Below are 24,211 nucleotides of genomic sequence, written 5' to 3'. Positions count from 1 at the left end.
AACAGGCGACCATCTATCAGCCGGCATCGTGAGTGGCCGTTTGAAGGCGGTGCTCATGTTTTATCCCGACGGTATTCGAGGAGACCGGATTGTCTGATTTGCGGCGCGAAGAACAATCCGCATCTGCGTCCATCGAGGCGAAGGATCGATCGTGGCGCGAGGACAGAAGGCCCCAGCCGTCAGATCGGCGGCGCTTTCCGCGGCCGGAAAAGCCGGCGAGCGAGGAAGTGTTGCCACTGCCGGCTTTGCAGCCGCTGCGGTTTTCGACGCGCGAGCTCGAACCGGCGGCACAATTTGCCGCCTGGCAGACCTATATCGCACCCCTGGTTGACATCCGCCTGCCGGATAATGTCTCGCCGGAAACCGGTTTTCCCGCAGATCATGTGGCCTGGAATCTCGGTGGCATGCTCATCGTTCAGCAGGATACGCCTCCTCACAGCTACATGCGCTCGCAGGCGAAGGTAAAAGCCAACCTCATCGATCATTGGCATATTTCCGTCCTGAGCGATGGCCGGACATGGACGGAGGTCGACGGGCGTGTGCTGGAAGGCGAGCCGGGCAAGATAGAATTGCGCTCTCTCGGGCATCCTTTTCGGGGACGATCGACCGAAGCGAAAACCCTCTCGCTCTTTCTGCCGCGAGCATTGCTGTTCGAAGTTCCCGCCCCCGTCGAGATCGAAAACAACATCGCCCTTTCCGGGATCTTCACGGGCATGCTGATCGAATATCTCGACAGCGTCACGGACAATCTTCCTCGCTTTGCGGCGACCGACCTGCCGCATATCGTTCAGACGGTGCGCAACATGATCGTGGCGTCCGTTTCGACATCGGCGGCCCAATCGACAGGCGTCGAGCAACATAGCACTCTGGCAGTAACGGAGCGCGTGCGGCGGTTCGTCGAAAGCAATCTTGCTGCGGGCGACCTGACGGTGGAGCAGATATGCCGGCAGCTCGGCATATCCCGCACCAGGCTCTACCAAATCTTCGAGCAATATGGCGGCGTGCATCATTATATTCAGCGACGCCGTCTTCTGTCGGCCCATGCCGCGCTCAGCGATCCGGCGAACCGGGAGCAGATCCTCGATATTGCCTTTAGCGTCGGTTTTTCATCGGCAGCACATTTCAGCCGGGCATTCAGCAAGGAATTTGGCTACAGTCCTCGTGAAGCAAGAAATCTCACCATTCCACGCTATCTTGGACAAGTCGCTTCGCCGGCATCGCCTGACACCCATTCCTTCGAAGAATGGCTGAGGACCCTCGGCTACTATCACTAAAGACGATGGATTTTGACATCCCTTGAACGCGCGCAAAGCGGATTGCTTCGCGCGCCGGGCGATACGTTCGCCTCCGCGATCTCGGCGCTCGGCCGCCGGATCGCACTTCAGCAATTGCGAAAATGGACGCTGCTGCAAGTTTCAGGATGCACGGCTAACGACATGTCGCACGTAACCTATTAGAAAAGAAGCATAATAATCGTTTGGACACCAAGGCCCTGGTGAGTGGCGAATGTACCCTCCGTCCACCACGGCAAAGCTTTAGGGAACATAGCAATGGTATCGACCCGCCAGACAATGACCATCAGCAAGCCTCAACATCCTTCCACCGACGCCTATCGCGCCGTCGAACGTGAAGAGGTTCTGGAAGTAGCGTTTCGCGATTTCGTACAAATGGTGCTTGCTGCCGGCTGGAATGAACCGGAAGTCGCTTTGACCCTCGCCGACATCGCCGACGACTACGTCATGGCTCTCGCTGGTAGAGTTGCCGAAAAATAGTGTTGCGTACCCGTCCGTGCCCCGCAGGGGTGGGCACGGACGGCCAGCAGCAACTCTTCAGCATGCCGCCGGCGACACCGCTCACCAAGAAGGCGGCTCGCCGGCGGCACGAGTTCTACCCATCAATACGGCAGACATGCCTCCTTCATGCGGCGCCCTATCCAGGCGGGACTTGAAGAAAGCGAATAGTGATGAAAGTCAGGCAACATCTCTGGTTTCGGCGTGATATGGAATCGGCGATCGAGTTCTACGCGACGCTTATTCCGAATTCGGCAACCGGGTGGATCTCGAATATCCTGACCGATAATCCGAATGGTCCGGCCGGCAGCGTGAAATTCGCAGGCTTCACACTCGGCAACCGTTCCTTCATGGGCTTTGAGGCCGGGCCGCTCGATCGCTCGGAGCATTGCTCTTCCATCATCTTCGAATGCGAAACGAAGGCCGAAGCGGATCGTTTGCGCGCTGCTCTGGAAAAGGGCAGTTCGAAGGATAGTCACAGCCCGGTGGTAGATCCCTGGGGTGTATCCTGGCAGTTCATCGTGACGTCGCAAAGCGATGGCGTCGAAGCGGCAGTCATATCCGACAAGACCAGCGGCACTGTTCCCGCGAAAAAGAAATTCGCCGCCGCCTAAGGCTGCGCGACAAACGGCAACAAAGCTCTAAAGCGGCAACGGCGCATCCTTTTTTAGCCAGTCGAAAGGATGCGCGGCCGCGAAGGTAAGCGGAAGCCGATCCACACTCGGCTTCCGCTTGCGCTATATCGGCTATCAGTTGAGAGCCGGGCAGCCGCTCCGATTGGCGAAGACCATACGGTCCGGGCCGCCATCATTCCAGCCACGAACGACGATACGCCGGCCATTGCTGTCAATTGAATCGATGCGCCGGAAGCCTTCGGCACGGGCGGCTCGCATGAGCTCGCGCCGGCTGCAGCCGCGATCACGGTCCCAATCGCGATCCCGGTCGCGGTCCCATCCGCGCGGCGGGCGGTTCCAATCACGACCCTGGTCACGCTGCCAGGGCGGCGGCGCGTAGCCGTCATCGCCACCATAGTACTGCGCCGAGGCGGCAGAGGTCATCAGTTGCAACGCGGCCAGCCCGATCAGGGCGACGCGCGATACTCGTACGAAACGTTCCAACATTTCCCTTACCCCATTTTCTCTTATGGACGAGGCAGAGATACACCAGCTCGCCTGAACTCTGCCTGAACGCCGCCGGAGCGTGATCATAGCACAGGGTCGAACGTCAAGGGACTATCGACGGACCAGCCATTGACGGCCGCGCAGAGGCGCTCGCAATTTCCTCGACAGCCAGCAAAATTCCATGTCCTCGAGATTCATGCCAGCAGTCTGCAGCCAAACCGCGCCAATCTCGCGAAAACCGCTACCTATTTTCGCGTACCACGCGTCAGGACGTATGATCTCCATCCCGCCAATCGGTGATGGCAGAATGAACCGACTGGGACAGAAGCATTGCGGCGGCGAGACAATAAAGCAACACGATAATGGCCGTTTCTATGATCAGCGGCAGGAAAGCAAAATGGGCGCCTGGGCTGTCTTCCTCTTCAGGAAAAAGATCCGGCAGCCCAAGGCTCATGGCCACCAGCGGCGAGGCCAGGATCGCGACAAAGGCGGCTGCATGAAACCAGAGGCGTAGTCGAGGTAATTTTCCCGCCGCCCAGAAAGCCAAAAGCGGCGCGCCGATATTGCAGACCAAACCAAGCAAAACGGCAATCTCTGTTGGCAGGATCGAATCGTCGTACATGAATCCCCAATCCCCTGATGCTACCCAAATTAGTATCAAGCCTACGAAATGACAACTTGCTCACATGATGATGCGATCGCCAGAATTCGGGCTTTCAGCGCATCGCCGCGAATTTATGGAAAGCATCGGCACTCGGAAACCTCGCTGGATAGCAAACCCGATATCTGTCTAGCTGACGAGCTCGCTCCGCCCCTGTCCGAATGTTTCTGCACGATGGAATTTATGGGAAATCTTGTTGCTGAACGTAAGAGGCCATGCTGCCCTCAATACCCGGCCTGATATCCCCGCTTCGTCATCCAGACGGAGATATCCTAGCGCTCGATGCCAGTGATCGTCGGTTTGAACGCGATGGTTTTCTCGCCGATATCGCCCTCGCCGGCGACAGCGTGGCGAACCAGCTGTGCGGCCATCTCGCCCATGGCGCGCCTTGGCGAGCGGGAGGTCGCGATCGGCGCCGGCAGGGAGCCGACCAGATCCAGCCCATTGAATCCGGCAATCAACACTTGGCCAGGAACCTCAATGCCGAGCTGCATACAGGCGAACAATCCGCCGCTCGCCATGTCGTCGTTCGAATAATAAATGCAATCGATATCGGGCGCAGCCGCGAGCATTGCCATCGTCAGCCGCTTTCCCAGTGCGATTGAGGAAAAGGCATCGTCAATCCGCTGCTCGATGAAATCGAGACCATGCGTACGCAATATGCGCTCGAAGCCGGCCTTGCGTTTGCCGGCACGCAGGTCCTTTTCCAGCGCGCTGCCGACATAGCCGAACCGCCAACGGCCGGCGGCAATGAGCGCTTCGGCCATGTCTTCGCCCGCCGCGCCATGCGACAGCCCGACATTGAAATCGATGGGCGCACCATCGAGATCCATGAGCTGGATGACCGGAATATTGGCGTGGCGGAGCAAGTCCACCGTTTCCTCGGGTTGATCCAGGCCGGTGACGATGATGGCACAGGGTTGCCAGGAGAGCATATCGCGGATGATGTCGCGCTCCTTTGCCATGTCATAATCGGATATGCCGAACACGGCCTGCATGCCGGAACCATCAAGCCCGGCGGAAATGCCGGCAAGAATCTCCGGGAAAACAATGTTCGACATGCTGGGAACGACAACAGCGACCAGATTGGTGCGCTGAGAAGATAGTGAGAGTGCCAGCCTGTTGCCCACATAGTTCATCCGCGTTGCCGCCTCGATCACCCTGTCGCGCGTCTCGCTGGAGACGTCGGCAACGCCGCGCAAAGCGCGCGACGCCGTCATCTTGCTGACGCCCGCTTCGGTCGCGACTTCTTCCAGAGTGGGTTTGCGCATCCCCAAGCAACCCTCGATGAACCATGCGGCTGGCACAATGCCGCTCTCCTTCATAGAATGTTTCGCCGAAAAGGCAAACATGAGCCTATTGACAATTCCTCGAGAAATGAGCCTATGTTACCGATACCGGTATCGGTAACATAGGCTGAAAATCGCAGAGGTAGCGCCGTGCAGAATACGAAGAAGGCCGCCGTTATCGGTCTGGGGTCCATGGGCTGGGGCGCCGCTTTGTCGCTTCTGAGAGCTGGCTTTAACGTGCGCGGCTGCGATCTTCGCAGCGAGGCTCTCGCCTGTTTTGCCGAGAACGGCGGCACACCCTGCACGACGCCGGCGTCGGCGGCGGAAGATGCCGACGTGATCCTCGTCTATGTCGTCAACAACAAGCAGACCGAGGACGTGCTTTTCGGGCAGAACGGTGCGCTGGAAACAGCGCGGCCGTCGACGGTGTTCCTGCTCTGCGCCACTATGGCCCCGAGCGCCACAATAGCCATTGCGGAAAGGCTGGAAGCGGCAGGCATGCTCGTCATCGACGCGCCCGTCTCCGGCGGTCACGTGCGCGCCCTTGCAGGCGAGATCACCGTCATGGCGTCCGGCATGCCCGAGGCCTTCGATCGCGCATCCGCGGTGCTCGATGCCATTTCGGCCAAGGTGTTCCGGCTCGGCGATCGCCCAGGCGCCGGTTCGCAGGTCAAGATGATCAACCAGCTGCTGGCCGGCGTGCATATCGCCGCGACAGCCGAGGCCATGACGCTTGCCGCCAAGGCAGGTATCGATCTGAAAACGCTCTACGAGGTGATTCGTGTTTCCGCCGGCTCGTCCTGGATGTTCGAGAACCGCGGCGAGCACATCGTTTCAGGCGATTACACGCCGCGCTCGGCGGTCAATATCTTCGTCAAGGACCTCGGCATCGTCACTTCGGAGGCCGGCAAGGCCGGTGCCGTCACCCCGCTTGCAACAACGGCGCTCGATCTCTTCGTTGAAGCATCGCAAGCGGGTCTCGGTCTTGAAGATGACGCAGCCGTCGCAAAAATCCTGGCCGCCAAGAGCGGAGCCAGCCTGCCGGGCGTGAAAGGTTAGACCATGGCGCTCCTGCTTGGTTGCATCGCGGATGACTTTACCGGGGCGACCGACCTTGCCGCGCTGCTGGCGCGCAGCGGATTGCCCGTTTCGCTGCGGATCGGCATACCGCCGGAGAAGCGCGACCGGAACGAGACGGCTGCCTTCGAGGTCATCGCCCTGAAATGCCGGACATCGCCGGTCGCGATCGCCGTGAAGCAGGCTCGGCAAGCATTGGATTGGCTGAAGGAAGCGGGAGCAAACCGTTTCTTCTGGAAATATTGCTCGACATTCGACAGCACGGCCGAAGGCAATATCGGTCCGGTCGCTGAGATGCTGCTGGCGGAGACGAGTGCGACCCAGACAATCTATTGTCCTGCCTTTCCGGAAAATGGGCGTAGCGTCTTCATGGGCCATCTCTTCGTCGGCGAGCAGCCTCTGTCGGAAAGTCCGATGAAGGACCATCCGCTGACGCCGATGCGCGATTCAAGCCTCTTGCGGCTTCTGACGCCGCAGGTGAATGGCGCTGTCGGCCTTGCCAGCCGTAATATCGTCTCGAAGGGTGCAGCGGCGCTGAGAGCAAAGTTGGCGCAACTCGGCAGCGGCGGCATTCAACATGTGATCGTCGATGCCGTATCCGACGACGATCTCCGCACGATCGCGGCGGCATCCTTCGACATGCCGCTGCTGACGGGCGGCAGCGCAATTGCCGGCCAGCTTCCGCGATTCTACATGGAGCAGGGTCTCGTTGGCCTCTCCGAACATAGACAGGCGCCGCCGAAGGTCGCCGGCGGCTCGATCGTCCTATCCGGCAGCTGCTCCGCCATGACGCGGAAGCAGGTTGTCAATTACGCCGGCAAGGTCGCCAGCCTGCAGCTCGATCCGGTCGTGCTTGCAGAGGAAGGCGCCGGTACTGCGCTGGAATGGCTGCGTCAACAGTCCCCCGATGCGCCGAAACTCATTTACGCGACCGCCGAACCCGATGAGGTACGGCAGGCGCAGGAGCGGTTGGGGCGGGACAAGGCGGGCCAGGTCGTCGAGAACGCGCTTTCCGAGATCGCCCGCGCGGCGTTCGATGGCGGCACCCGCCGCTTCGTCGTTGCCGGCGGCGAGACCTCCGGCGCGATCACGCAGGCGCTCGGGGCGGCGCATTTGACTATCGGGCCGGAAATAGCACCCGGCGTGCCTTGGACTTTCACGACCCTTGGGGGCGAAACAGTCGCTCTAGCTCTAAAGTCCGGCAATTTCGGCGGGGAAACCTTCTTTACAGACGCTTTCGATGGATTGAGGGCGGCATGAGCGAGGAAGCCGCGCTGCGCGAACAGATCTGCATGATGGCCAAATCGCTTTACGATCGCGGCCTGACCGCCGGCTCCTCCGGCAATATTTCGGCGCGGCTCAGCGACGGACGGCTTTTGGTGACGCCGACGGGCAGCTCCTTCGGACGCCTCGATCCCGCCCGCCTCTCGCTCTTCGACGATGAAGGGCGCCTGATCGGCGGGGACAAGCCAACGAAGGAGATGCCGCTGCATGCCGCCTTCTATGAGACACGACCGAAAAAGACAGGCGCCGTCGTCCATCTTCATTCCAGCCACTCGGTGGCGCTTTCGATCCTGCCCGGCGTCGATGCCGACAACATGCTGCCGCCGTTGACCGCCTATTCGATCATGAAGCTCGGCAAGGTGAAGTTGTTGCCCTATTTCATGCCGGGCGATCCGGCGATGGGCGATGCCATTCGCGGCCTTGCCGGCAAGCGCAGCGCCGTGATGCTGGCAGCACACGGCCCTGTCGTTTCGGCCAAGGATCTGGAAGCCGCTATCTATGCGATCGAAGAACTGGAAGAGACGGCTAAGCTTGCCATCTTGACCCGTGGGGCTAATCCTTCGCTGCTGACGGATGCGCAAATCGCCGATCTCGTCCGCACTTATGATGTGGAATGGGACTGAACATGACACGCTTTTCCGCCAATCTGGGTTTCCTGTGGCAGGAGCTTTCCCTTCCCGACGGCATCCGCGCCGCCAAGGCCGCCGGCTTCGACGCCGTGGAATGCCACTACCCCTACGACACGCCCGCTGAAGCCGTGCGTCGGGCGTTGGAGGAAACCGGCCTCGCCATGCTCGGCCTCAATACTGCCCGCGGCAATGTCGCGGCCGGCGACAACGGACTTGCCGCCATCCCGGGACGCGAGGAAGAAGCCCGCCTGCTCATCGATCAGGCTATCGACTATGCAGACGCCATCGGGGCGCGAAATGTGCATGTGATGGCAGGCAAGACCGCCGGCGATGACGCACGGGCCACCTTCATTTCCAATCTGCGCTATGCCTGCGAACGCGCCAGCAAGATGGGAGCGACCATCCTGATCGAGCCGCTCAACTATCGCGATGCACCAGGCTACTTCCTCCAGACTGCCGATCAGGCGCTGGACATCATCGTTGAAGTGGGCGCTGATAATCTCAAACTGATGTTCGACTGCTATCACCTCCAGATCATGCAGGGCGATCTGACACATAGGCTGCAAGCGCATATGGGAGCAATCGGCCATATCCAGATCGCTGCTGTTCCGGACAGGCGCGAACCGGATCACGGAGAGATCGATTATCGTCACATTCTGCAGGTCCTGGAAATGCTTGGTTATGACAGGCCGATCGGCGCGGAATATCGGCCGGCAACCACGACGAATGCGGGGCTCACCTGGCTGCAGACTTACAGATGAAACGGCGGTTGGCGTCCCGGATGCGGCCGTCAAACTTATTCACTCGGGACTGATCCCGAAGACTGACACTCGTCTACTGGGAGGAAAATCCGATATGCATGTTTTGATCCTGGGTGCCGCGGGCATGGTCGGCCGCAAGCTTGTCAACCGCATCGCCGCCGAACCGACGATTCTCGGCAAGGCTATCGATCGCCTGACGCTGGTCGACGCTTTCCAGCCGCCGGTGCCGGAAGCGCTTCAATCCGTGTCCAAGGCTTTGACGATCGACCTTGCGACACCGGGTGTTACGGAAAAACTCATCGAAGACCGTCCGGATATGGTCTTCCATCTCGCCGCCATCGTCTCCGGCGAGGCCGAGGCCGACTTCGACAAGGGGTACTCCGTCAATCTCGATGGCACGCGAGCTCTCTTCGAAGCCATCCGCCAGCAAGGCCTGAAATCCGCCTATACGCCGCGCGTCATCTTCGCCTCTTCCATTGCGGTGTTCGGCACCCCCTTCCCCGAGGTTATCGGTGACGAATTCCTGACCGCACCGCTGACGAGCTACGGCACGCAGAAGGCGATCGCGGAACTCCTGCTTGCCGATTATTCGCGTCGCGGCATTTTCGATGGCATCGGCATCCGACTACCGACCATCTGCGTTCGCCCCGGCACTCCGAACAAGGCGGCCTCCGGCTTCTTTTCCAACATCCTGCGCGAGCCGCTGGTCGGCAAAGAGGCTGTTCTGCCCGTCAGCGATACGGTGCGCCACTGGTTCGCAAGCCCGCGGGCGGCGGTCGGTTTCTTTGTGCATGCGGCAACGCTCGATACGGCGAAGGTCGGGCCGCGGCGCAATCTTACCATGCCCGGGCTTTCTGCACTCGTTTCCGATGAGATCGATGCGCTGCGCCGTGTCGGCGGCGACAAGGCGGTTGCGCTGATCCGCCGTCAGCCTGATCCGGTGATCGAGCGCATCGTTTCCGGCTGGGCGACGCAGTTCGACGCCAAGCGCGCGAGCGACCTCGGCTTCAAGGCCGAACAGAGCTTCGACGAGATCCTGCAGGCACATATCGAAGACGAATTGGACGGGAGGGTCGCATGACGGAGGCGTCATCGAACGCACAAAGCGCAATCGCACTGGTGACCGGCGGCGGCACCGGCATTGGTCGCGCCATCGCCAAGGCACTCGGCTCGGCCGGCTTCAAGATCGTCATCTCGGGGCGTCGTGCGGACGTTCTCGAAAAATCCGCCCGCGAGCTCTCCAAGGAGACAGGGGCAGAATTTCTTGCGGTGGCGGCCGATGTCAGCGACCCCAATTCGGTCCGCAGCCTTTTCGACACCATTGCAGGTCGCTATGGCCGCCTCGACCTTCTGGTCAACAATGCGGGCATGGGCCTGCCGGCCGTGCCGATGGAGGAACTGAGTTTCGAGCAATGGAATGCTATTGTCGGCGCAAACCTGACCGGCGCGTTCCTCTGCACGCAGCAGGCTTTCCGTCTGATGAAAGCCCAGACGCCGCAAGGCGGTCGTATCATCAATAACGGCTCGATCTCGGCAACGACGCCACGGCCGCATTCCGCACCCTATACGGCCACGAAACACGCCATTACAGGCCTTACAAAATCGACGGCGCTCGACGGCCGTCCCTTCGATATCGCCTGCGGCCAGATCGATATCGGCAATGCCGCCACCGACATGACCGCACGGATGAGCGCCGGCGTCTTGCAGGCAAATGGGGAGACCGCGGCAGAGCCGACGATTTCGGCAGAGCATGTCGCCCGCGCCGTCGTCTACATGGCCACGCTGCCGCTCGATGCCAACGTTCTTTCCATGACCGTCATGGCAACGAAGATGCCGCTCGTCGGCAGGGGATAAAAGCAATCGGCAGCGTCGTGAGCACGGCGCTGCCGACATTACCAATTCGCGTATTGGCTAGATTGCCGGCCGTGCCGAAGGCTTGACCTGCCTTCGCTCGATCAGGCCGCCGACGCTGAAGATCAAAACTTCGATCTCGGTGTCGATCTTGTCGCCATCGAGCAGCCGCACGACATCGTCGATCCCGGAGACGGCTTGGCCGTCGATGGCAAGCAGGTAGTCACCCTCCTGCAAGCCGCCCTTTGCGGCCGGGCTATCCTTCTCGACACGACGCAGGCGCACGGCGGTCGAATGCGTGACGCCGGCTTCCAGCGCGATCCGCCGATGCAGTTCCACCGTGTCGGCGGCAATGCCGATATAGGCGCGCCGGACATGGCCGAAACGCAGGATCTCGGATACGACGTGCTTAGCCGTGTTTGAGGCGACCGAAAACGCGATGCTCTGCGCGCCCTGGATGACGGCGGTATTGACGCCGATAACCTCACCCGCCGACGAGACCAGCGGACCGCCGGAATTACCTGGGTTGAGGGCGGCATCGGTCTGGATGATGTCTTCCATCAGCCGACCGCTCGCCGCGCGCATGGAGCGGCCAAGCGCCGAGACGATGCCGGCCGTGACGGTCCATTCGAAACCGAGGGGATTGCCGATGGCGATCGCGATGTGACCGCGCTTCAGCGATTTGGAATCGCCAAGTCTCGCCCAGTTGCCTGGCCAGTCATTGGCGCGAATGAGCGCGAGGTCTGTATCCGGATCGCGCCCCAGCACCCTTCCCTCGACGGTTGCCCCTTCCGGGGTCTTGATACGTACGGCTTTGGCATCGTCGACGACATGATTATTGGTCACCACAAGGCCGTCAGGCGAAATGGCAAAACCGGAACCATGCCCGGCACGGCCGCCCAATCGCTCGATACGGCTGACGGCCGGACCGACGAGATCGACGGCGCTCGATACCGATTGAGAATAGGCATCCAGCAGCCCGGCATCGGATGACGGCTGAATGTCGCGATCAATAAAGCCCATGAAAACTCCCCCGACGCGGACGCGTCGCATAGAGGAACGGCAGCAACTGTTGGAAAGCAGGAGGCTGTCGGTTCGACAGATTGAAACAGTAGATACTGAAATGAGGAGAGATCACGCCAAGTTCAAGAGCCACATATGGACGTGTGTACTGAACCGCCTCTTATCTCATACGCCCTGAAACGGTCTGTTGGCGATGGTCGCTACTCGCCGTCCGCCATGTGTTCCGGCCGTTGGCTTTGGCTCGGTAGAGGGCACGGTCTGCTTCCTGAATGAGAACCTCTCCGTTCTCGCCGTTCTCCGGCGCTGCCGAAACGCCGATGCTGATACCGATATCGACGATGGCACCCTCGATGCGAAACGAGGATTTGAAGGCTGCAATGCAACCCTTCGCAACATCGGCGATATCACCCACATCCCCGGTCATCAGGATGGCAAACTCATCGCCGCCCAAGCGCGCGACCATGTGGCCTCTGGCTGCACCGCGCAGCCGCTCGGCCACCATCTTGAGAACCTCGTCGCCGGCCGCATGCCCGAAAGTGTCGTTGACCGGCTTGAACCCATCGAGATCAAGACAGAAAACGGCGACGCCCATTCCATTGTTCATCTTCAAGGCGTCATCGAGGGCCTTGTAGAAGCACATCCGGTTCGGCAATCCGGTGAGCATGTCGTGCCGTGCCAGGCGATTGGCTTCGGCCTCAGCGAGAATGCGATCGCTGACATCGGCAATGGTCAGGAGGAGGCGACGGTCCAGGCCTTCATGGAGCAGCCGAACGTAAACAAGCACGTGGCGTTCCGTCCCATCGGCCACTCTCTGGCGCCAGACGGTTCTCGCCTCGCAATCGCCTTCGAGTTCCAGAAGCCCATCTGCAAAGCGATCCGCCTCGCTCTCGACATGCATGTCGCACGCCCTCCGCGAGAGCAGCGTCGCTTTTGCGAAGCCATAGAAGTCGATCGCCGCCCGGTTGACCTGCAGGATCTGCAGACTGCTGCCATCGCACAGGAGCATCGGCATCGGATTGGCATCGAAAAGCTGGCGCAACCGCTCCTCACGTTGCTTCAACTCGCTGATGTCTATCCGCATGCCGATGGCCCCGCCGTCGGGCGTGCGCCGATCATCATGCCGAAGCCATCGCCCATCCTTGAGCTGCTGCTCCTCCTGCGAAACCGGCTGGCGAAATTTTCGCATGCGCTGCTTCAGCCACATATCCCTGTCTTCGACGACTTCGGGCATGCGGCCGCTGGCAAGGCTGATCTTCAGAATATCTTCGAAAGCGATGCCCGGCTTGAGGTGATCGGCGATATCCGGATAAAGCTCGGCATATTTCTCGTTCCAGAGAACGTAGCGATCATTCGCATCGAAGACGCACACGGCTTCCGGCAGCATCTCGATCACATATCGAAGGCGCAGATTGGCCTCTCTCGCCGCCACCGCGGCATGGCGGTCTTCACTCTCCGGTTCGATCAGAACCGCCGTCAATCTTCCTGACGCCGAGGACCACGTCATGACGCCGACCCGGCAGTCCCGTCGATGACCGGCGCCTGTCACGAGCAGTGGCTGCGAGGCAGTGGCAGGCAGCGGCCAGTCCGGTATCAAATTCGAGACCGATAGCTCGTGGGACGCATCTGAAAGGACAAAGAGTTCCCGGGCTCCCGCATTGGCGAAGACGATCGTGCCGACGGCGTCGAGCACAAGTGCCGCCATCGGACACGCTTCCAGGAATGCAACGATTTCCGCGTCCAGCATCTTCTCCCAGAGGGTCTTCAAATTTATCCCCAGGCCCGATTATAACGCCGGATGGTAAAGGAATGCCGTAGACCATGGCAAGACGCACAGCGCGTCTAGAATCGGAGCGCCATCCGCGGCGATCGAGATCAGTCCTTGTCGTCCATCAACAGCCGAGCAAGTTCGCGCTCCTGCATCTCGATGGCCTGCGTGATGAACCGCAGGACCACCTGCTTTTCCGCGGCGGAAAACTGCTTCAGCATCCGCATGCCGGCCTCCTGGATCGGGCCATAGCCCTCCTTCCCCAGCCTGATTGCTTTCTCGGAAGGGGCGACCAGCACACGACGTCGATCGTTCGGATCGGGAATGCGATGGACAAGGTCGCGTGCCGAAAGGCGGTCGATCAGCGCCGTCACCGATGGCGGCGCAAGGCCGATGGCCTTGGCGACGGCGTTTGCGGGTTGCGGTGCGCGCATGATCGCGCTGAGACAGCGTCGCTCGGCGCTGTTGAGCCCATGCAACTTGCCGAAGGCCTCGTCAAAGCTTTCAGTCGCCTCCTGCCAGCGCATGCAGGCAAACCCGATGGCTTCGGCGAGATGCTGCTCGTCTTCATTTGATTTTTGTTCTATCATCAAATAATTCATTTATCAAACTATTAGAAGCGAGAACCAATGTGCCCCATCGGCGAGCATGCCGCAACTGGCAATCAGGCAATGCATCCGGAAACGTTGATTGGCATATGCGGCGCCGGCGTTGGCGGGCTGGTGCTTGCACTCCGGCTGGCAAAGCTAGGCTTTCGTCCGATATTGTTCGAAGCCCGCTCAAAGGAAGCCGCCTTGTCGGAAGGAGAATTTCTGACGCTCGCCCCGAACGGACTGAACGGGCTTCGGGCGGTGGGCTGCTACGAGGAGGTATTGCGCCACGGATTGGAGACCTGCGCCATCGAGCTTTGCAATGCGCGAGGCAAACGGCTCGCGCTCGTGGATCAAAACGATCACCTTGCAACCTTCGGCGCGCCCGCCGTGACGATCAGGCGCGGCGCTCTGGCGAATATTCTGATCGAGAAGTGCCTGGCGGATGGCATCATCGTGCAGTTTGGCCGTCGCGTGACCAGGGTCAACAATCACGCGCATGCCGTGACTCTCGCCTTCTCCGAAAGTAACGCTATCGCCGTCGATCTGCTGGTGGCCTGCGACGGATTGCGATCCTCCGTCCGCGCGCAAATATTCCCAGATTACCCCCTGCCGCAGTTTACGGGGCTGATCGGCACCGGAGGGATCGTCGACGCGGATGTACCGGATACGGATGGCATAATGCGTATGACCTTCGGAGAGAAGGCCTTCTTCGGCTATATCAAGACGGCGTCCCATCCGGTTTACTGGTTCGATTCCTTCCCCGCCGACGCGTCCGATGCACTACGCACATTGGAGCCAGAGGCGCTGGCTGCCCATGTTCGCCAGATGCATGCGGACGATCCGGAACCCACCATGTCGATCCTGCGTGCGGTCGGCGGGATCGGGCGCAGCTATCCCATCTTCGATATGCCGCAGCTTCCTGTCTGGTCCAACGGGCGCGTGGCGCTGCTCGGCGATGCTGCCCATGCGATCGGCCCGCATGCCGGCCAAGGCGCATCGATGGCTATAGAAGATGCCCTTGTCCTGTCCGCCTGCCTCGCCGATACACTCGACTACGGCGCTGCCTTCGCCCGCTATGAAGACCTGCGGCGCCCACGCATTGCCCGCGTGGTGAAACTTACTCGGCGAAATGCCTCGCGGAAGCGAAAAACCAACCGGTTTAGCCTGTTTCTGAGGGATCTGCTTCTGCCTCTCTTTATTCCGATCAGCGTCAGGGCTGGCCGCAAATTGTTTGCGTATCGAGCCGATCTCGCCCCGCTGGGCGTAAGTCATTCCATAGATCGAAAGAACGCCGCCTGAAGCCTCCAAACTTATTTTCGCGGCCAGGCCAGCCTGCTCCAATTCGCGATGTAGAACACCACGGCGATGAACATTCCGGATCCGATCAGATCGAGCCGGTGGCGGCCGAAGAGGAACAGGCCGAGAAGAGCCAGTCCAAGCGAAGATGCGATGAGGAAAAGAGACGGGATCACGCTTATGATGCGCGTTCCCGCCTCGCCTTCGGCCTCGATGCCATCACCGATAATGTGGCCGCTGGAAGCGGGCGATCTGCTGCCAAGCATGACGGTGACCTGCCCTCTCCTGGTGCCGATCCTGCCTCTGGTTTTCCGCCCCGACGTCAGAAGCACGAGCATCATCGACATGACCATGCTGCCGAATGCCCAGGAAAAAACCGTACATGCCGCCATAGCGGTCGGGTTCGCATAGGTCCGGTAGAGGTGGACCGCCAAGGCTCCCATCCCGATAGTGACGGCAAGAAACACGGAGCCGACGATCAGGAATGTGATCCTGCCGGATAGTTGCGTTTCGCCCGCCATATGACCTCCCTGTCGATCTCATGCCCAGAGGGTTGAAACTAGAAGGATGCCTGCGATCGTCAAACGCCGGCGCAGTATCTGTTGAATTTGCCTGAGGCGCAGGCAGAGCCTTTACGAAGCCGCTCCCGGGCATAATTAGCTGAAATATCGAAGAATGGAGGTGCCCATGAGGACTTCGATATCCGCATCAGCGATGGTCGTCGTCATGCTGTTTGCAGTGCCCGTCGAAGCGGCCGGCATCGATTGCGCCAAGCCTGCCTCGACGAGCGATCATATGATTTGCCAGGATAAATCGCTGCTTTCACGGGATAACATGATGGGCGCGCTGTATGCTTCCGCCCTGAAGCAGGACGATAGAGGTAAGATCCGGGAACGGCAGCGGCGCTGGATTACGAAAGTGCAGTCCTGCGGCGATGCGGCTTGCATCCGGCAGGCCTATGATGACCAGATCGGCTCCCTCCTGATGACCAAGGGCGGGCGAAGCGCATCGATGGATTTCCAGTCGAACAACACTGACGGCAATGAGAGCCATCTTTCGATTTTCGGACCGGTCGACGGCCTTATCGCAATTTCGATCTCATCGACCTCTGTCGGCCCGGGTGGTGCCGAAGCGGGCGATGTCAATGCCGATGGCATGGACGGCGTTGTTCCGCTGGTAAAGGAACATACCCAGCTTTCCAGAGACGCCTGCAAGGTCGATTTTGAGCGCCTCAACGCAAAGACCTGGCGCGTGTCACAGACAGGTGTCTGCAATCTTGCCGAGGGCGTGACCTTGCAGGGAACCTATCGCAAACAATGAGATGATCTGGTTCGCAGGCAGGCATTGCAATCCCCGCCTGCGGTGATGTGCGACGCCACAGAGCGGCGTTTCCAACGCTTTTCCGCCGACCAAGGGCTGCCGCCCCGCTTTGACAGGCGCACAGTCGCCAGGCAGAAACGCGCGGCCACTTGAAGAGCTCGACAAAAGAATGGAAAATACCTGCTGGGGCAGACACCGGCAAAATCGGCCATTTCCCCGTCACGCCAACGGCGGCTCGTGACAAGCAACAACGCCAACCGAACGCCGATACAGAAAATCCCCATCCACTCATGAAGATAATTTCAGGCACGAATCTCGAACAGGCCAAATCGCATAACCGGCGTGTCGTGATCGAGGCCATTCGCACCAACGGACCGATGTCGCGCGCTGCGATTGCGCGCATGACAGCACTGACCACGCAGACGGTTTCGAATATTGTGGAGGAACTCGCGCGCTCGCACCTGCTGATCCCCATGGAGGCACAGAGGATCGCCCGCGGCCAGCCGATCATTCCCTACACCATCAATCCCATGGGAGCCTATTCCATTGGCCTCGAGCTCGGCCGCCAGCGCGCGGCCGGCGTGCTCACGGATCTTTCCGGCACGGTTTGTGCCCGTATTGACCGCCACGTCGACAGGCCAGGACCGAAGGAGGCAATGCCGATCTTTGCCGAGATCGTCAGAGAATTGCAGGAGGCCTTTTCCTTCGATCGTGCGCGGCTGCTTGGCGCCGGCATCGCCCTGCCGGGGCGCTATGCCGATGGCGGCGTCACATCGCTGAGCCCGCTCAACCTGCCCGGCTGGCAGGATTTCCCGGTTGCCCGCGAGCTGGAACGGCTCATCGAGCTGCCCGTCCTCGTCGAAAACGACGCGACGGCGGCGGCGATCGGCGAGCGGCTCTATGGCGTCGCCCGCGGCCTTGGGAGTTTCGTCTATCTTTTTCTGGCGGGTGACGGGGGTATCGGCGCCGGCATGTTCCTCGATGGCCACCTCTACAAAGGCAGCCGCGCCAACGCCGGCGAAATCGGCCATATCATCGTCGAGCCGCATGGCAGGCTTTGCACCTGCGGCAAGCGCGGCTGTCTCGATCGCTATGTCTCGCCATCTGTCGCTTACGAGTGTCTGGGCATCCAGAATGCACAGGAGTTGGACCCCGACGATCTAGATGCGCTGATCGCGGCAAACGGCCATGGCCTAAAGGCATGGCTGGAACAGGCGGTACAGCCGCTGCGCCAGACGATCGACTTTCTTGAGTTGGCCTTCGATCCGCAGACGATTGTGCTTGGCGGCAGTGCACCAACATCCCTGATGACGGGGCTGGCCGAAAGCGTCGAACCTCTCCACACCCCGGTCAACCCAACCGAAGAGCGCAGCATTCCGCGGTTGATGATCGGCGCCACCGGCAAGGATACCGCCATTCTCGGTGCAGCGGCCCTGCCGATCTTCTCCGAGACCAATCCGCAGTTCGATGTCCTTCAGAAGCCACTGACGCACCGCGCCGTCATAGGTTAGGCAAACGATTCGACTTATATCCAGTCAACCTTGCTCAGGCGCGACCCGCCGGGGCCGCGCCTGAGGGCCATGCATCAAGCTGTCAAAATTGATGCAGGCCGTAAAGCAGGGGCATGGTGCCGGCCAGCGCCTTGAACCGCTCCCAGGATTTGGCCGAGGGCTTCGTCCAGCCGGTTTCCGCCAGCGCCGACAGGCGCGGAAAGACGAGCCGGTCGAAGACAGCGCGGTCGGTCATCGGTTCCGACCAGATGCAGGCCTGGATGCCGCGAAGCTTCTCCTTCTGCGCATCCGTCCAACCACCAACGGGATCAAAGGTGTAGATCTTCTCCGCATCGGAATATCCGGCCCAGCTGCCGCCCGGCTCGTCCCAATCGGGACGCATCGCCATGTCGAGATAGTAGACCTGGCCCGGGCAGACGACGATCTCATAACCGCGCCCCGCAAGCTCGGCCGCCACCTCGACGTTACGCCAGCTGCAGAGATAGCTCTTGTCCTTGTCGATCCTATCGCCATGCGCCGCCTCCTCCCAGCCGCCGGTCACGCAGCCTTTCGAGGCAAGGAATGCCTGGACGCGCTCCAGGAACTCCGCCTGCAGGATGGCAGCACCGGAGCCGTGAATATCGTCGGCGCCATGGGTGTTGGTGATGACGTTCAGACGCTTGGCATGGGCGTCCGCAACGTCGGCGCCGGCAAGTTCGCGCAGACGGGCAAGCGCCTCCGGCGACCCGGACCAGGCCCCGAGCGGCACTTCATCGGCGCCGATATGGATCGTCTTGAACGGGAAGAGCTCGATCAGTTCGGAAAGGATGGTCTCGATGACCTCGTAGGTCTTCTCGCGCGCCGGATTGATGCAATTATCCGGGAAGCCCTGCACCGAATAATAGCTGCCGGCCTCGTTCGGATCGCGAAGCTCGGGGATCGCCTGCTGCATCGCATAGCAATGACCGGGCATGTCGATCTCGGGCAGGATCTCGATACCGAAACCCTTGGCGTAAGCGACGATCTCGCGCACCGCCGCCTTGGTATAATAGCCGCCGGTGCGGGCCGGGCTGGAGCCGAGCAGCGGCGGCAACGGCAATCCGTGGCCCCGCCATGCACCGATCTCCGTCAATGCCGGATAGGCATCGATCTCGACGCGCCAGGATTCGTCGTCCGACAGGTGCCAGTGGAAACGATTGAGCTTGTTCCAGGCAAGAACCGCCATCAGCTTCTTGATTTCGGCGGTCGCGTAGAACTGGCGGGAGACGTCAAGATGCAGGCCACGCCAGCTCATGGATGGCTCGTCGACGATCTCGCCAGCCGCCGGGAAGTGGAAAGCCTGCGGATGCAGGCGCGCGCCGCGCCAGATCTGGCCGATGGTCACGAGGCCATAGACGAAGCCGGTCTGGGTGCTCGCCGCGACAGTGACGGTCTCAGGCGAAAACTCCAGCCTATAGGCCTCAGGCCCAAGATCTTCCGTTTGACGCAGCACCACCGTGGTGCCGCCTTCCGCCTCGGGGCGGATGAGGCCTTCAGCTGCGAAGAGATGCTCGACCAGAGCCGTGAAGCTTGCAGCCGCCGCCTGCGCTGCCGACGTATCGGCTTTGAGCGCAAAGCCTGCCGGCAGCGGACGGCGGGAGGAAACGGCTACACGGTTCGGCCAGGGAATGATCGCCAGCGGAACGGGAGGATTGGCTGGAACGGGATAGATTTCGGCACCGCGCTTCAGCGGCGCATTGCTCGACGATGTGCGCGTCGGCTCGGCGGCGAGCGATACCGCCGTGCCATCCGGCAGTGCAAGATAGGCGCTGGTCGCACCGTCAGTCCAATGGCGGAACGGCCAGCTGAGCGCGTGCACCATGATGGTCCATGTCTCGCCACCGGCCAGCACAAAGCCTTCCGGCGGCTGGAATTCGGTGAAATTGGACAGCCGTTTCGTGACCGTCGCACCTTCGACGACGCCGGCCGGATCGACGCGGCCAGGGCCGCTGACGCAGAGCGAAAAGCCGGAAAGCGGCTCTAACGACAGGTTCTTCAGCCGCAGGACATAGGAGAATTCCTTGTCGTCTGTCGGCGGGTTCCAGGTTGTTTCAAGCCGCAGAGCCAGGGATCGCGGTGTGGACATGAGTATTCTCTCTTCCTGAAGGATCGTTCAAAGCTTGAGCATGCCGGCATAAATGCCGGGTGCGGAATTGGGGATCTGGATGGCGCCGACCGTCTTCTCATAGAATTCCGATGGGCCGACATCGCCGATGACCGTATAGGCATAGCCCATCGCCTTCTGGTCGTTGAGGCAGGCAAACAGCAGCGCCCGACCAATGCCGAGGCCGCGCACGCTTTCGTCGACGCCGGTCGGACCGAAGAAGCCGCGCGCCGTCGCTTCGTGGCAGGCAAAGCCGACAAGCTCGCGATTACGGGTGGCGATGAAGCATGTCGGCGGTTGGCGGCTCATCGCGACCGTCGTCTCGCTCGCCCAGCCCTCACTGAAATGTTCAGCCACCCAAGCGGTGATAACACGCAGTTCCGGCGGCAGAGCGCGCCGGATGGTGACATCAGCCTTCGCCATGCGCCCGGGCGATTGCGTGTCGATCGGCAGGGTCGATAGATTGACCAGATAGTCCAACGGGAATTCCTCCTAATTCGATGCGACCAGCGCACGCATGAAATGATTGGGGCCGACCTCCTCGACCACCGTCGAGACCGGTCGGCTGAGCGCGCGGATCTTTTCCGCCTGTTCGAGGAAGCGAGCGCTGCCGCCGGTCACAAACCTGCGGCCGCCATCCGGCACGGCCGAAAGCAGAAGCTGCGTATAGGGGTGCTTCGGATTGGCAAGCACGGCATTGGTTTCGCCCCACTCGACCATCTGGCCGGCAAACATTACCACGATCTCCTCCGCAACATGGGCTGCCGTCGCGATATCATGGGTGATGTAGAGCATGGCGAGATCGTTTTCGCGCTTTACCCGCGCCAGCAGATCGAGAATGTCCTTGCGGATCGAGACATCGAGCATCGAGGTCGGCTCATCCGCCACCAGCACGCTCGGGGAAACCGCCAGCGCACGGGCGATATTGACGCGCTGACGCTGGCCGCCGGAGAGTTCGTGCGGGAACTTCTGACGCGTCACCGAAGGATCGAGCCCAACGCTTTCGAGCAGCTTCGCTATATCCTCGTCCCGCTCGGCCTTCGGCTTGTCCTGGCCGTGCAATTGCAGCGGCCTTGCGATGTGATGATTGATGGTAAAGGCCGGGTTGAGCGATGAGAACGGATCCTGGAAGACCATCTGGACATCCTTGCGGTACATCCGCTCTTCCCTGCCCGACCCTCGTGCCGTGCGATCCTGCCCACGAAACAGCAGCCTGCCGGCCGTCGGCTTGTCGAGCCGGGCGATAATGCGGGCGCACGTGGTCTTGCCGCAGCCGGATTCGCCGACCAATGCCAGCGCCTTTCCCGCGAATAGCGAAAAGGAAACGCTCTTCAATGCGTGCACGGGGCCAAAGTGGCGCTGGATATCATCAAGCCGGATGATGGGTTCTGCAGTTACGGCCTGTATCTGCGGGTTCATGCGAAAACTCCGGGAGAATGGGCGCTGGCCGGAAGCTGCGGGATGGCATTCCAGAGCTTGCGCGTGTACTCGTGAACGGGCGACTGGCTGACCTGGGCGACATCGCCGACCTCGACCAATTCGCCTTTCAGCATGACACCGATGCGATGGCAAAGCTGGGCCATCAGATGCAGGTCATGGGTGATGAAGAGCACCGAGAAACCATAGGTCTGCTGCAGGTCGAGAACCTGTTCCAGGATTTCTCGCTGCACGACGACATCGAGCGCCGTTGTCGGTTCGTCCATGATGATGAGTTCAGGACGCAGCGCCAGGCAGATGGCGATGACGATGCGCTGGCGCATGCCGCCGGAAAACTGGTGCGGATAATCGCTGACGCGATGCGGAGGAATACCCACCAGCTTGAACATCTCTTCAGCACGGGCGCGCGATTCCTGGCGTGAGCAGCCGGTATGGCGATGCAGGACGTCGTGGAACTGCGCCTCCACCCGCATCAGCGGATTGAGCGAATTCATGGCGCTCTGGAATACCATGCCGATGCGCTTCCAGCGGATCTTCTGCAGCTCGCCTTCCGGCATCTTCAGCAGATCCTGCCCGTCGAGCCGGATGCTTCCGCCGCTGACCCAGGCCGGCGCCTTCGATAGCCGCGTGATCGCATAGGCGATCGTGCTCTTGCCGCAGCCGGATTCGCCGGCAAGACCGAAGATCTCACCCCGGCCAATACTGAGGGATACATCCTTCACCGCGCGGAAATCGCCCTTGTCGAGCAGATAGTCGATATTGAGGTGTTCGATCTCAAGCAGATTGTCGCTCATTGCTCGGCCCTCATCATGCGGTTGCGGGCACGCGTCAGGCGGAACCAGCGGGTCAAGGCCGGGCCGGAACGCAATTGCGGATTGGCGATTTCATCGAAAGTGAAGTTGATCAGCGCGAGACCAAGCCCCGTCAGCGCAATGCCGATCGCCGGCACGCCGATATCCCACCAGGCGCCGACCATGATGGCCGAGGCATTCTGGGCATTATAGAGCATGGTACCCCAGGTGACCTTCAGCGGATCGCCGAAGCCGAGATATTCGAGCGTGGTCTGGGCGACGATCGCATAGATGATGCTGCCGACCAGATTGATGCCGATGAGCGGCGTCAGGTTTGGCAAGATCTCGACGAAGATGATGCGCCAGGCCGGCTCGCCGATCATCTTGGCAGCGGTGACGAAATCGCGGTTGCGTAAGGCCATCGTCTGCGAGCGTGTCATGCGCGCGCCCCACGGCCAGGACGTTAGCGCAATGATGGTCATGATCGTTATCGGGCCGACAGTACCCGCAAAGGAAGCGAGGAGGATGAGGAGCGGCATGTTCGGGATAACAAGCACGGCGTTTGTAGCGAGATCGAGCGCCGCATCCGTCTTGCCGCCGGTATAGCCGGCGATGAGGCCGATGGCGGTGCCGAGCACGGTGATCGCGATGCCCGTGGCAAAGCCGACGGAAAGCGAGCTTCTGGCGCCCCAGACAAATTGCTTGTAGACATCGCGGCCCATCTTTGTCGTGCCGAAGACATGCTCGACAGATGGCGGCTGATGCGAGCGGCCGACACGGGCTCCTGCTTCGCCTGGCGCGATGATCGGCGCGCAGATCGCCATCAGGCATAGCGCGGCGACGATGACGAAGCCGACAAGCGCCTTTTTCTGGCTGAAAATGGATCGGAAGGAGAAGCTCATCGGCCTGCCTCCCTCAATCGCGGATCGACGAGACCGTAGATGATGTCGACGAGGAAATTGGCGCCCAGGGTTGCGAGCGTCATCAGCAGCAATTGCCCCTGGATGACGGGATAGTCGCGCGCCACGCTGGCGGTAAACAGCGTCAGGCCGAGACCTGGATAGTTGAAGACGATCTCCGTGACGATCGAGCCGCCGAAAACGGCACCAAGCATCAGAGCAAGATTGGTGAGGACCGGCAGAAGCGCATTGCGCGCGCCATAGCCGAACATGACGGCGAGATTGCTCAGCCCCTTGGCCCGCCCCATCGTCACGTAATCCTCGCCGAGCACGACGATCATGGATGAGCGCATGGTGGTCTGGAACTCGCCGATCAGGAAAGGCGACAGCGTCAGCACCGGCAGGATCGAGTGCATGAACACGCTGCCGAAGAAGGTGAAATTGAAGCCTGGATCGAGATTGGGATCATAGGCATATCCCACAGGAAACCAGCGCAACGATACGGCGAAGACGAACAGGGTCGTGAGCGCCACAATGACGGGCGGGATCGAAAACAGGATGACGGCAAAAGGCGATACGATCGTATCGAACCGCCCGCCACGCCTCCAGGCCGCGATGGCGCCGAGCACGACGCCGACACACAGCGAAAAGATGATCGCCGTTACCACCAGGAAGATGGTCCACAGAGTGGCCCGGCTCAGCACCTGGACCACCGTCTGCGGGTAATACTTGACCGAAACGCCAAGGTCGAAGGTGGCAAGGCCTTTAAGGTAGTCGAAGAACTGCATCATGATCGGCTGATCGATCTCGCCGAAACGGGCCTTGATCGCCTCCACGGCCGCGGGCGTGGCCCGCGGCCCGAGTTGCGCGACCATGGCGTCGACGGGACTCCCCGGCATAAGCCGGGGAAGAATGAAGTTCACGACGATCGCGAAGGCCAGGGCCACCGCGTAGACGCCGAGGCGCCGGCTTGAAACACGCATCTCTGCTT

Annotated in this window: 25 protein-coding genes; 12 read left to right on the top strand and 13 right to left on the bottom strand. The window is 60.8% G+C overall.

All coding sequences use genetic code 11. From position 1 onward, the window contains the following. Positions 1 to 131 precede the first annotated feature (131 nt). From FHT84_RS02255 to FHT84_RS02245, 3 genes are all read left to right on the top strand, one after another. A complete protein-coding gene (locus FHT84_RS02255) occupies positions 132 to 1,274 on the top strand; it encodes an AraC family transcriptional regulator (RefSeq protein ID WP_112345204.1) in 1,143 nt (380 codons plus the stop codon). A gap of 276 nt (positions 1,275 to 1,550) precedes the next feature. Further along, positions 1,551 to 1,772, top strand: a complete 222-nt coding sequence (locus FHT84_RS02250) for a hypothetical protein (RefSeq protein WP_112344862.1) — start codon at positions 1,551 to 1,553, stop codon at positions 1,770 to 1,772. Between the two features lie 191 nt (positions 1,773 to 1,963). Next, a complete protein-coding gene (locus FHT84_RS02245) occupies positions 1,964 to 2,404 on the top strand; it encodes a VOC family protein (RefSeq protein WP_112344861.1) in 441 nt (146 codons plus the stop codon). A 135-nt stretch (positions 2,405 to 2,539) separates the two neighbouring features. On the opposite strand, the gene FHT84_RS02240 is transcribed toward FHT84_RS02245, so the two are convergent. The 3 genes from FHT84_RS02240 to FHT84_RS02230 all read right to left on the bottom strand — a co-directional run bounded on the left by FHT84_RS02240 (position 2,540) and on the right by FHT84_RS02230 (position 4,843). Beyond that, entirely contained in the window at positions 2,540 to 2,911 is a 372-nt protein-coding gene (locus tag FHT84_RS02240; protein ID WP_112344860.1) for a hypothetical protein, read from the bottom strand. 265 nt (positions 2,912 to 3,176) lie between these two features. Further along, on the bottom strand, positions 3,177 to 3,533 hold the full coding sequence (locus FHT84_RS02235; protein WP_112344859.1) for a hypothetical protein: 357 nt from the start codon (positions 3,531 to 3,533) through the stop codon (positions 3,177 to 3,179). Between the two features lie 311 nt (positions 3,534 to 3,844). Continuing rightward, positions 3,845 to 4,843 carry a LacI family DNA-binding transcriptional regulator gene (locus tag FHT84_RS02230; RefSeq protein WP_112345203.1) on the bottom strand — a complete coding sequence of 333 codons (999 nt, stop codon included), beginning with the start codon at positions 4,841 to 4,843 and terminating at the stop codon, positions 3,845 to 3,847. Positions 4,844 to 5,011: 168 nt separating this feature from the next. Here FHT84_RS02230 and ltnD point away from each other — a divergent pair, with 168 nt between their 5' ends. The 6 genes from ltnD (at position 5,012) to FHT84_RS02200 (ending at position 10,466) form a co-directional block, all read left to right on the top strand. Continuing rightward, positions 5,012 to 5,920: an L-threonate dehydrogenase gene (gene ltnD, locus FHT84_RS02225; RefSeq protein WP_113250451.1), complete on the top strand. Its 909-nt coding sequence runs from the start codon at positions 5,012 to 5,014 to the stop codon at positions 5,918 to 5,920. 3 nt (positions 5,921 to 5,923) lie between these two features. Then, a complete protein-coding gene (otnK, locus tag FHT84_RS02220; RefSeq protein WP_112344857.1) occupies positions 5,924 to 7,198 on the top strand; it encodes a 3-oxo-tetronate kinase in 1,275 nt (424 codons plus the stop codon). Further along, entirely contained in the window at positions 7,195 to 7,845 is a 651-nt protein-coding gene (gene otnC, locus FHT84_RS02215) for a 3-oxo-tetronate 4-phosphate decarboxylase (protein ID WP_112344856.1), read from the top strand. The genes otnK and otnC overlap by 4 nt, the downstream gene beginning before the upstream one ends. A 2-nt stretch (positions 7,846 to 7,847) precedes the next feature. Further along, a complete protein-coding gene (locus FHT84_RS02210; RefSeq protein ID WP_169643233.1) occupies positions 7,848 to 8,612 on the top strand; it encodes a TIM barrel protein in 765 nt (254 codons plus the stop codon). A gap of 94 nt (positions 8,613 to 8,706) precedes the next feature. Further along, positions 8,707 to 9,693, top strand: a complete 987-nt coding sequence (denD, locus tag FHT84_RS02205) for a D-erythronate dehydrogenase (RefSeq protein WP_112344854.1) — start codon at positions 8,707 to 8,709, stop codon at positions 9,691 to 9,693. Beyond that, positions 9,690 to 10,466, top strand: a complete 777-nt coding sequence (locus tag FHT84_RS02200; RefSeq protein ID WP_113250452.1) for an SDR family oxidoreductase — start codon at positions 9,690 to 9,692, stop codon at positions 10,464 to 10,466. Before denD ends, FHT84_RS02200 begins: the two co-directional genes overlap by 4 nt. Before the next feature lie 57 nt (positions 10,467 to 10,523). On the opposite strand, the gene FHT84_RS02195 is transcribed toward FHT84_RS02200, so the two are convergent. The 3 genes from FHT84_RS02195 to FHT84_RS02185 all read right to left on the bottom strand — a co-directional run bounded on the left by FHT84_RS02195 (position 10,524) and on the right by FHT84_RS02185 (position 13,841). Next, on the bottom strand, positions 10,524 to 11,486 hold the full coding sequence (locus tag FHT84_RS02195) for a trypsin-like peptidase domain-containing protein (protein ID WP_112344852.1): 963 nt from the start codon (positions 11,484 to 11,486) through the stop codon (positions 10,524 to 10,526). Positions 11,487 to 11,646: 160 nt separating this feature from the next. Beyond that, positions 11,647 to 13,251, bottom strand: a complete 1,605-nt coding sequence (locus FHT84_RS02190; RefSeq protein ID WP_245430472.1) for a diguanylate cyclase — start codon at positions 13,249 to 13,251, stop codon at positions 11,647 to 11,649. Between the two features lie 107 nt (positions 13,252 to 13,358). Then, positions 13,359 to 13,841, bottom strand: a complete 483-nt coding sequence (locus FHT84_RS02185; RefSeq protein ID WP_245430471.1) for a MarR family transcriptional regulator — start codon at positions 13,839 to 13,841, stop codon at positions 13,359 to 13,361. Positions 13,842 to 13,880: 39 nt separating this feature from the next. On the opposite strand from FHT84_RS02185, the gene FHT84_RS02180 reads away from it, so the two are divergent. Continuing rightward, on the top strand, positions 13,881 to 15,143 hold the full coding sequence (locus tag FHT84_RS02180; protein WP_112344849.1) for an FAD-dependent monooxygenase: 1,263 nt from the start codon (positions 13,881 to 13,883) through the stop codon (positions 15,141 to 15,143). An 11-nt stretch (positions 15,144 to 15,154) separates the two neighbouring features. Here FHT84_RS02180 and FHT84_RS02175 read toward each other — a convergent pair whose 3' ends face one another. Beyond that, a complete protein-coding gene (locus FHT84_RS02175) occupies positions 15,155 to 15,661 on the bottom strand; it encodes a hypothetical protein (protein WP_112344848.1) in 507 nt (168 codons plus the stop codon). A 166-nt stretch (positions 15,662 to 15,827) separates the two neighbouring features. Between FHT84_RS02175 and FHT84_RS02170 the strand changes: the two genes are divergently transcribed. Both FHT84_RS02170 and FHT84_RS02165 read left to right on the top strand, forming a co-directional pair. Beyond that, a complete protein-coding gene (locus tag FHT84_RS02170) occupies positions 15,828 to 16,460 on the top strand; it encodes a hypothetical protein (protein ID WP_113250453.1) in 633 nt (210 codons plus the stop codon). A 290-nt stretch (positions 16,461 to 16,750) separates the two neighbouring features. Continuing rightward, complete coding sequence (locus tag FHT84_RS02165) at positions 16,751 to 17,971, top strand: ROK family transcriptional regulator (RefSeq protein WP_112344846.1); 1,221 nt, start codon at positions 16,751 to 16,753, stop codon at positions 17,969 to 17,971. 82 nt (positions 17,972 to 18,053) lie between these two features. Here FHT84_RS02165 and FHT84_RS02160 read toward each other — a convergent pair whose 3' ends face one another. From FHT84_RS02160 to FHT84_RS02135, 6 genes are read right to left on the bottom strand one after another with little or no spacing between them, the layout of a single operon-like run. After that, positions 18,054 to 20,075 carry a beta-N-acetylhexosaminidase gene (locus FHT84_RS02160; protein ID WP_112344845.1) on the bottom strand — a complete coding sequence of 674 codons (2,022 nt, stop codon included), beginning with the start codon at positions 20,073 to 20,075 and terminating at the stop codon, positions 18,054 to 18,056. Between the two features lie 27 nt (positions 20,076 to 20,102). Next, the gene (locus tag FHT84_RS02155) at positions 20,103 to 20,573 is read right to left on the bottom strand and encodes a GNAT family N-acetyltransferase (protein WP_112344844.1); all 471 of its coding nucleotides are present in this window, start codon (positions 20,571 to 20,573) and stop codon (positions 20,103 to 20,105) included. 12 nt (positions 20,574 to 20,585) lie between these two features. Further along, on the bottom strand, positions 20,586 to 21,512 hold the full coding sequence (locus FHT84_RS02150) for an ABC transporter ATP-binding protein (protein WP_112344843.1): 927 nt from the start codon (positions 21,510 to 21,512) through the stop codon (positions 20,586 to 20,588). Continuing rightward, positions 21,509 to 22,324 (bottom strand): ABC transporter ATP-binding protein, encoded by an 816-nt coding sequence (locus FHT84_RS02145; RefSeq protein ID WP_112344842.1) that lies wholly within the window; start codon positions 22,322 to 22,324, stop codon positions 21,509 to 21,511. The genes FHT84_RS02150 and FHT84_RS02145 overlap by 4 nt, the downstream gene beginning before the upstream one ends. Further along, entirely contained in the window at positions 22,321 to 23,223 is a 903-nt protein-coding gene (locus FHT84_RS02140; protein ID WP_112344841.1) for an ABC transporter permease, read from the bottom strand. The genes FHT84_RS02145 and FHT84_RS02140 overlap by 4 nt, the downstream gene beginning before the upstream one ends. Next, positions 23,220 to 24,203 (bottom strand): ABC transporter permease, encoded by a 984-nt coding sequence (locus tag FHT84_RS02135; protein WP_112344840.1) that lies wholly within the window; start codon positions 24,201 to 24,203, stop codon positions 23,220 to 23,222. The genes FHT84_RS02140 and FHT84_RS02135 overlap by 4 nt, the downstream gene beginning before the upstream one ends. Positions 24,204 to 24,211: the final 8 nt, after the last annotated feature.

It is taken from the genome of Rhizobium sp. BK289, from assembly GCF_014193575.1.
In the GTDB taxonomy this organism is placed as follows: Bacteria; Pseudomonadota; Alphaproteobacteria; order Rhizobiales; family Rhizobiaceae; genus Rhizobium; species Rhizobium tropici_C.
Note: the sequence above shows the minus strand (reverse complement) of the source record. Positions and strands in the feature narration are given on the sequence as shown.

Coding starts and splice junctions, on each gene's coding strand:
- FHT84_RS02150 (WP_112344843.1), bottom strand. CDS start 21,512: ATGAACCCGCAGATACAGGCCGTAACTGCAGAACCCATCATCCGGCTT.
- FHT84_RS02140 (WP_112344841.1), bottom strand. CDS start 23,223: ATGAGCTTCTCCTTCCGATCCATTTTCAGCCAGAAAAAGGCGCTTGTC.
- FHT84_RS02160 (WP_112344845.1), bottom strand. CDS start 20,075: ATGTCCACACCGCGATCCCTGGCTCTGCGGCTTGAAACAACCTGGAAC.
- FHT84_RS02200 (WP_113250452.1), top strand. CDS start 9,690: ATGACGGAGGCGTCATCGAACGCACAAAGCGCAATCGCACTGGTGACC.
- FHT84_RS02170 (WP_113250453.1), top strand. CDS start 15,828: ATGAGGACTTCGATATCCGCATCAGCGATGGTCGTCGTCATGCTGTTT.
- FHT84_RS02230 (WP_112345203.1), bottom strand. CDS start 4,843: ATGCGCAAACCCACTCTGGAAGAAGTCGCGACCGAAGCGGGCGTCAGC.
- denD (WP_112344854.1), top strand. CDS start 8,707: ATGCATGTTTTGATCCTGGGTGCCGCGGGCATGGTCGGCCGCAAGCTT.
- FHT84_RS02245 (WP_112344861.1), top strand. CDS start 1,964: ATGAAAGTCAGGCAACATCTCTGGTTTCGGCGTGATATGGAATCGGCG.
- FHT84_RS02135 (WP_112344840.1), bottom strand. CDS start 24,203: ATGCGTGTTTCAAGCCGGCGCCTCGGCGTCTACGCGGTGGCCCTGGCC.
- FHT84_RS02180 (WP_112344849.1), top strand. CDS start 13,881: ATGTGCCCCATCGGCGAGCATGCCGCAACTGGCAATCAGGCAATGCAT.
- otnK (WP_112344857.1), top strand. CDS start 5,924: ATGGCGCTCCTGCTTGGTTGCATCGCGGATGACTTTACCGGGGCGACC.
- FHT84_RS02195 (WP_112344852.1), bottom strand. CDS start 11,486: ATGGGCTTTATTGATCGCGACATTCAGCCGTCATCCGATGCCGGGCTG.
- FHT84_RS02145 (WP_112344842.1), bottom strand. CDS start 22,324: ATGAGCGACAATCTGCTTGAGATCGAACACCTCAATATCGACTATCTG.
- otnC (WP_112344856.1), top strand. CDS start 7,195: ATGAGCGAGGAAGCCGCGCTGCGCGAACAGATCTGCATGATGGCCAAA.
- FHT84_RS02175 (WP_112344848.1), bottom strand. CDS start 15,661: ATGGCGGGCGAAACGCAACTATCCGGCAGGATCACATTCCTGATCGTC.
- FHT84_RS02165 (WP_112344846.1), top strand. CDS start 16,751: ATGAAGATAATTTCAGGCACGAATCTCGAACAGGCCAAATCGCATAAC.
- FHT84_RS02235 (WP_112344859.1), bottom strand. CDS start 3,533: ATGTACGACGATTCGATCCTGCCAACAGAGATTGCCGTTTTGCTTGGT.
- FHT84_RS02250 (WP_112344862.1), top strand. CDS start 1,551: ATGGTATCGACCCGCCAGACAATGACCATCAGCAAGCCTCAACATCCT.
- FHT84_RS02185 (WP_245430471.1), bottom strand. CDS start 13,841: ATGATAGAACAAAAATCAAATGAAGACGAGCAGCATCTCGCCGAAGCC.
- FHT84_RS02210 (WP_169643233.1), top strand. CDS start 7,848: ATGACACGCTTTTCCGCCAATCTGGGTTTCCTGTGGCAGGAGCTTTCC.
- FHT84_RS02240 (WP_112344860.1), bottom strand. CDS start 2,911: ATGTTGGAACGTTTCGTACGAGTATCGCGCGTCGCCCTGATCGGGCTG.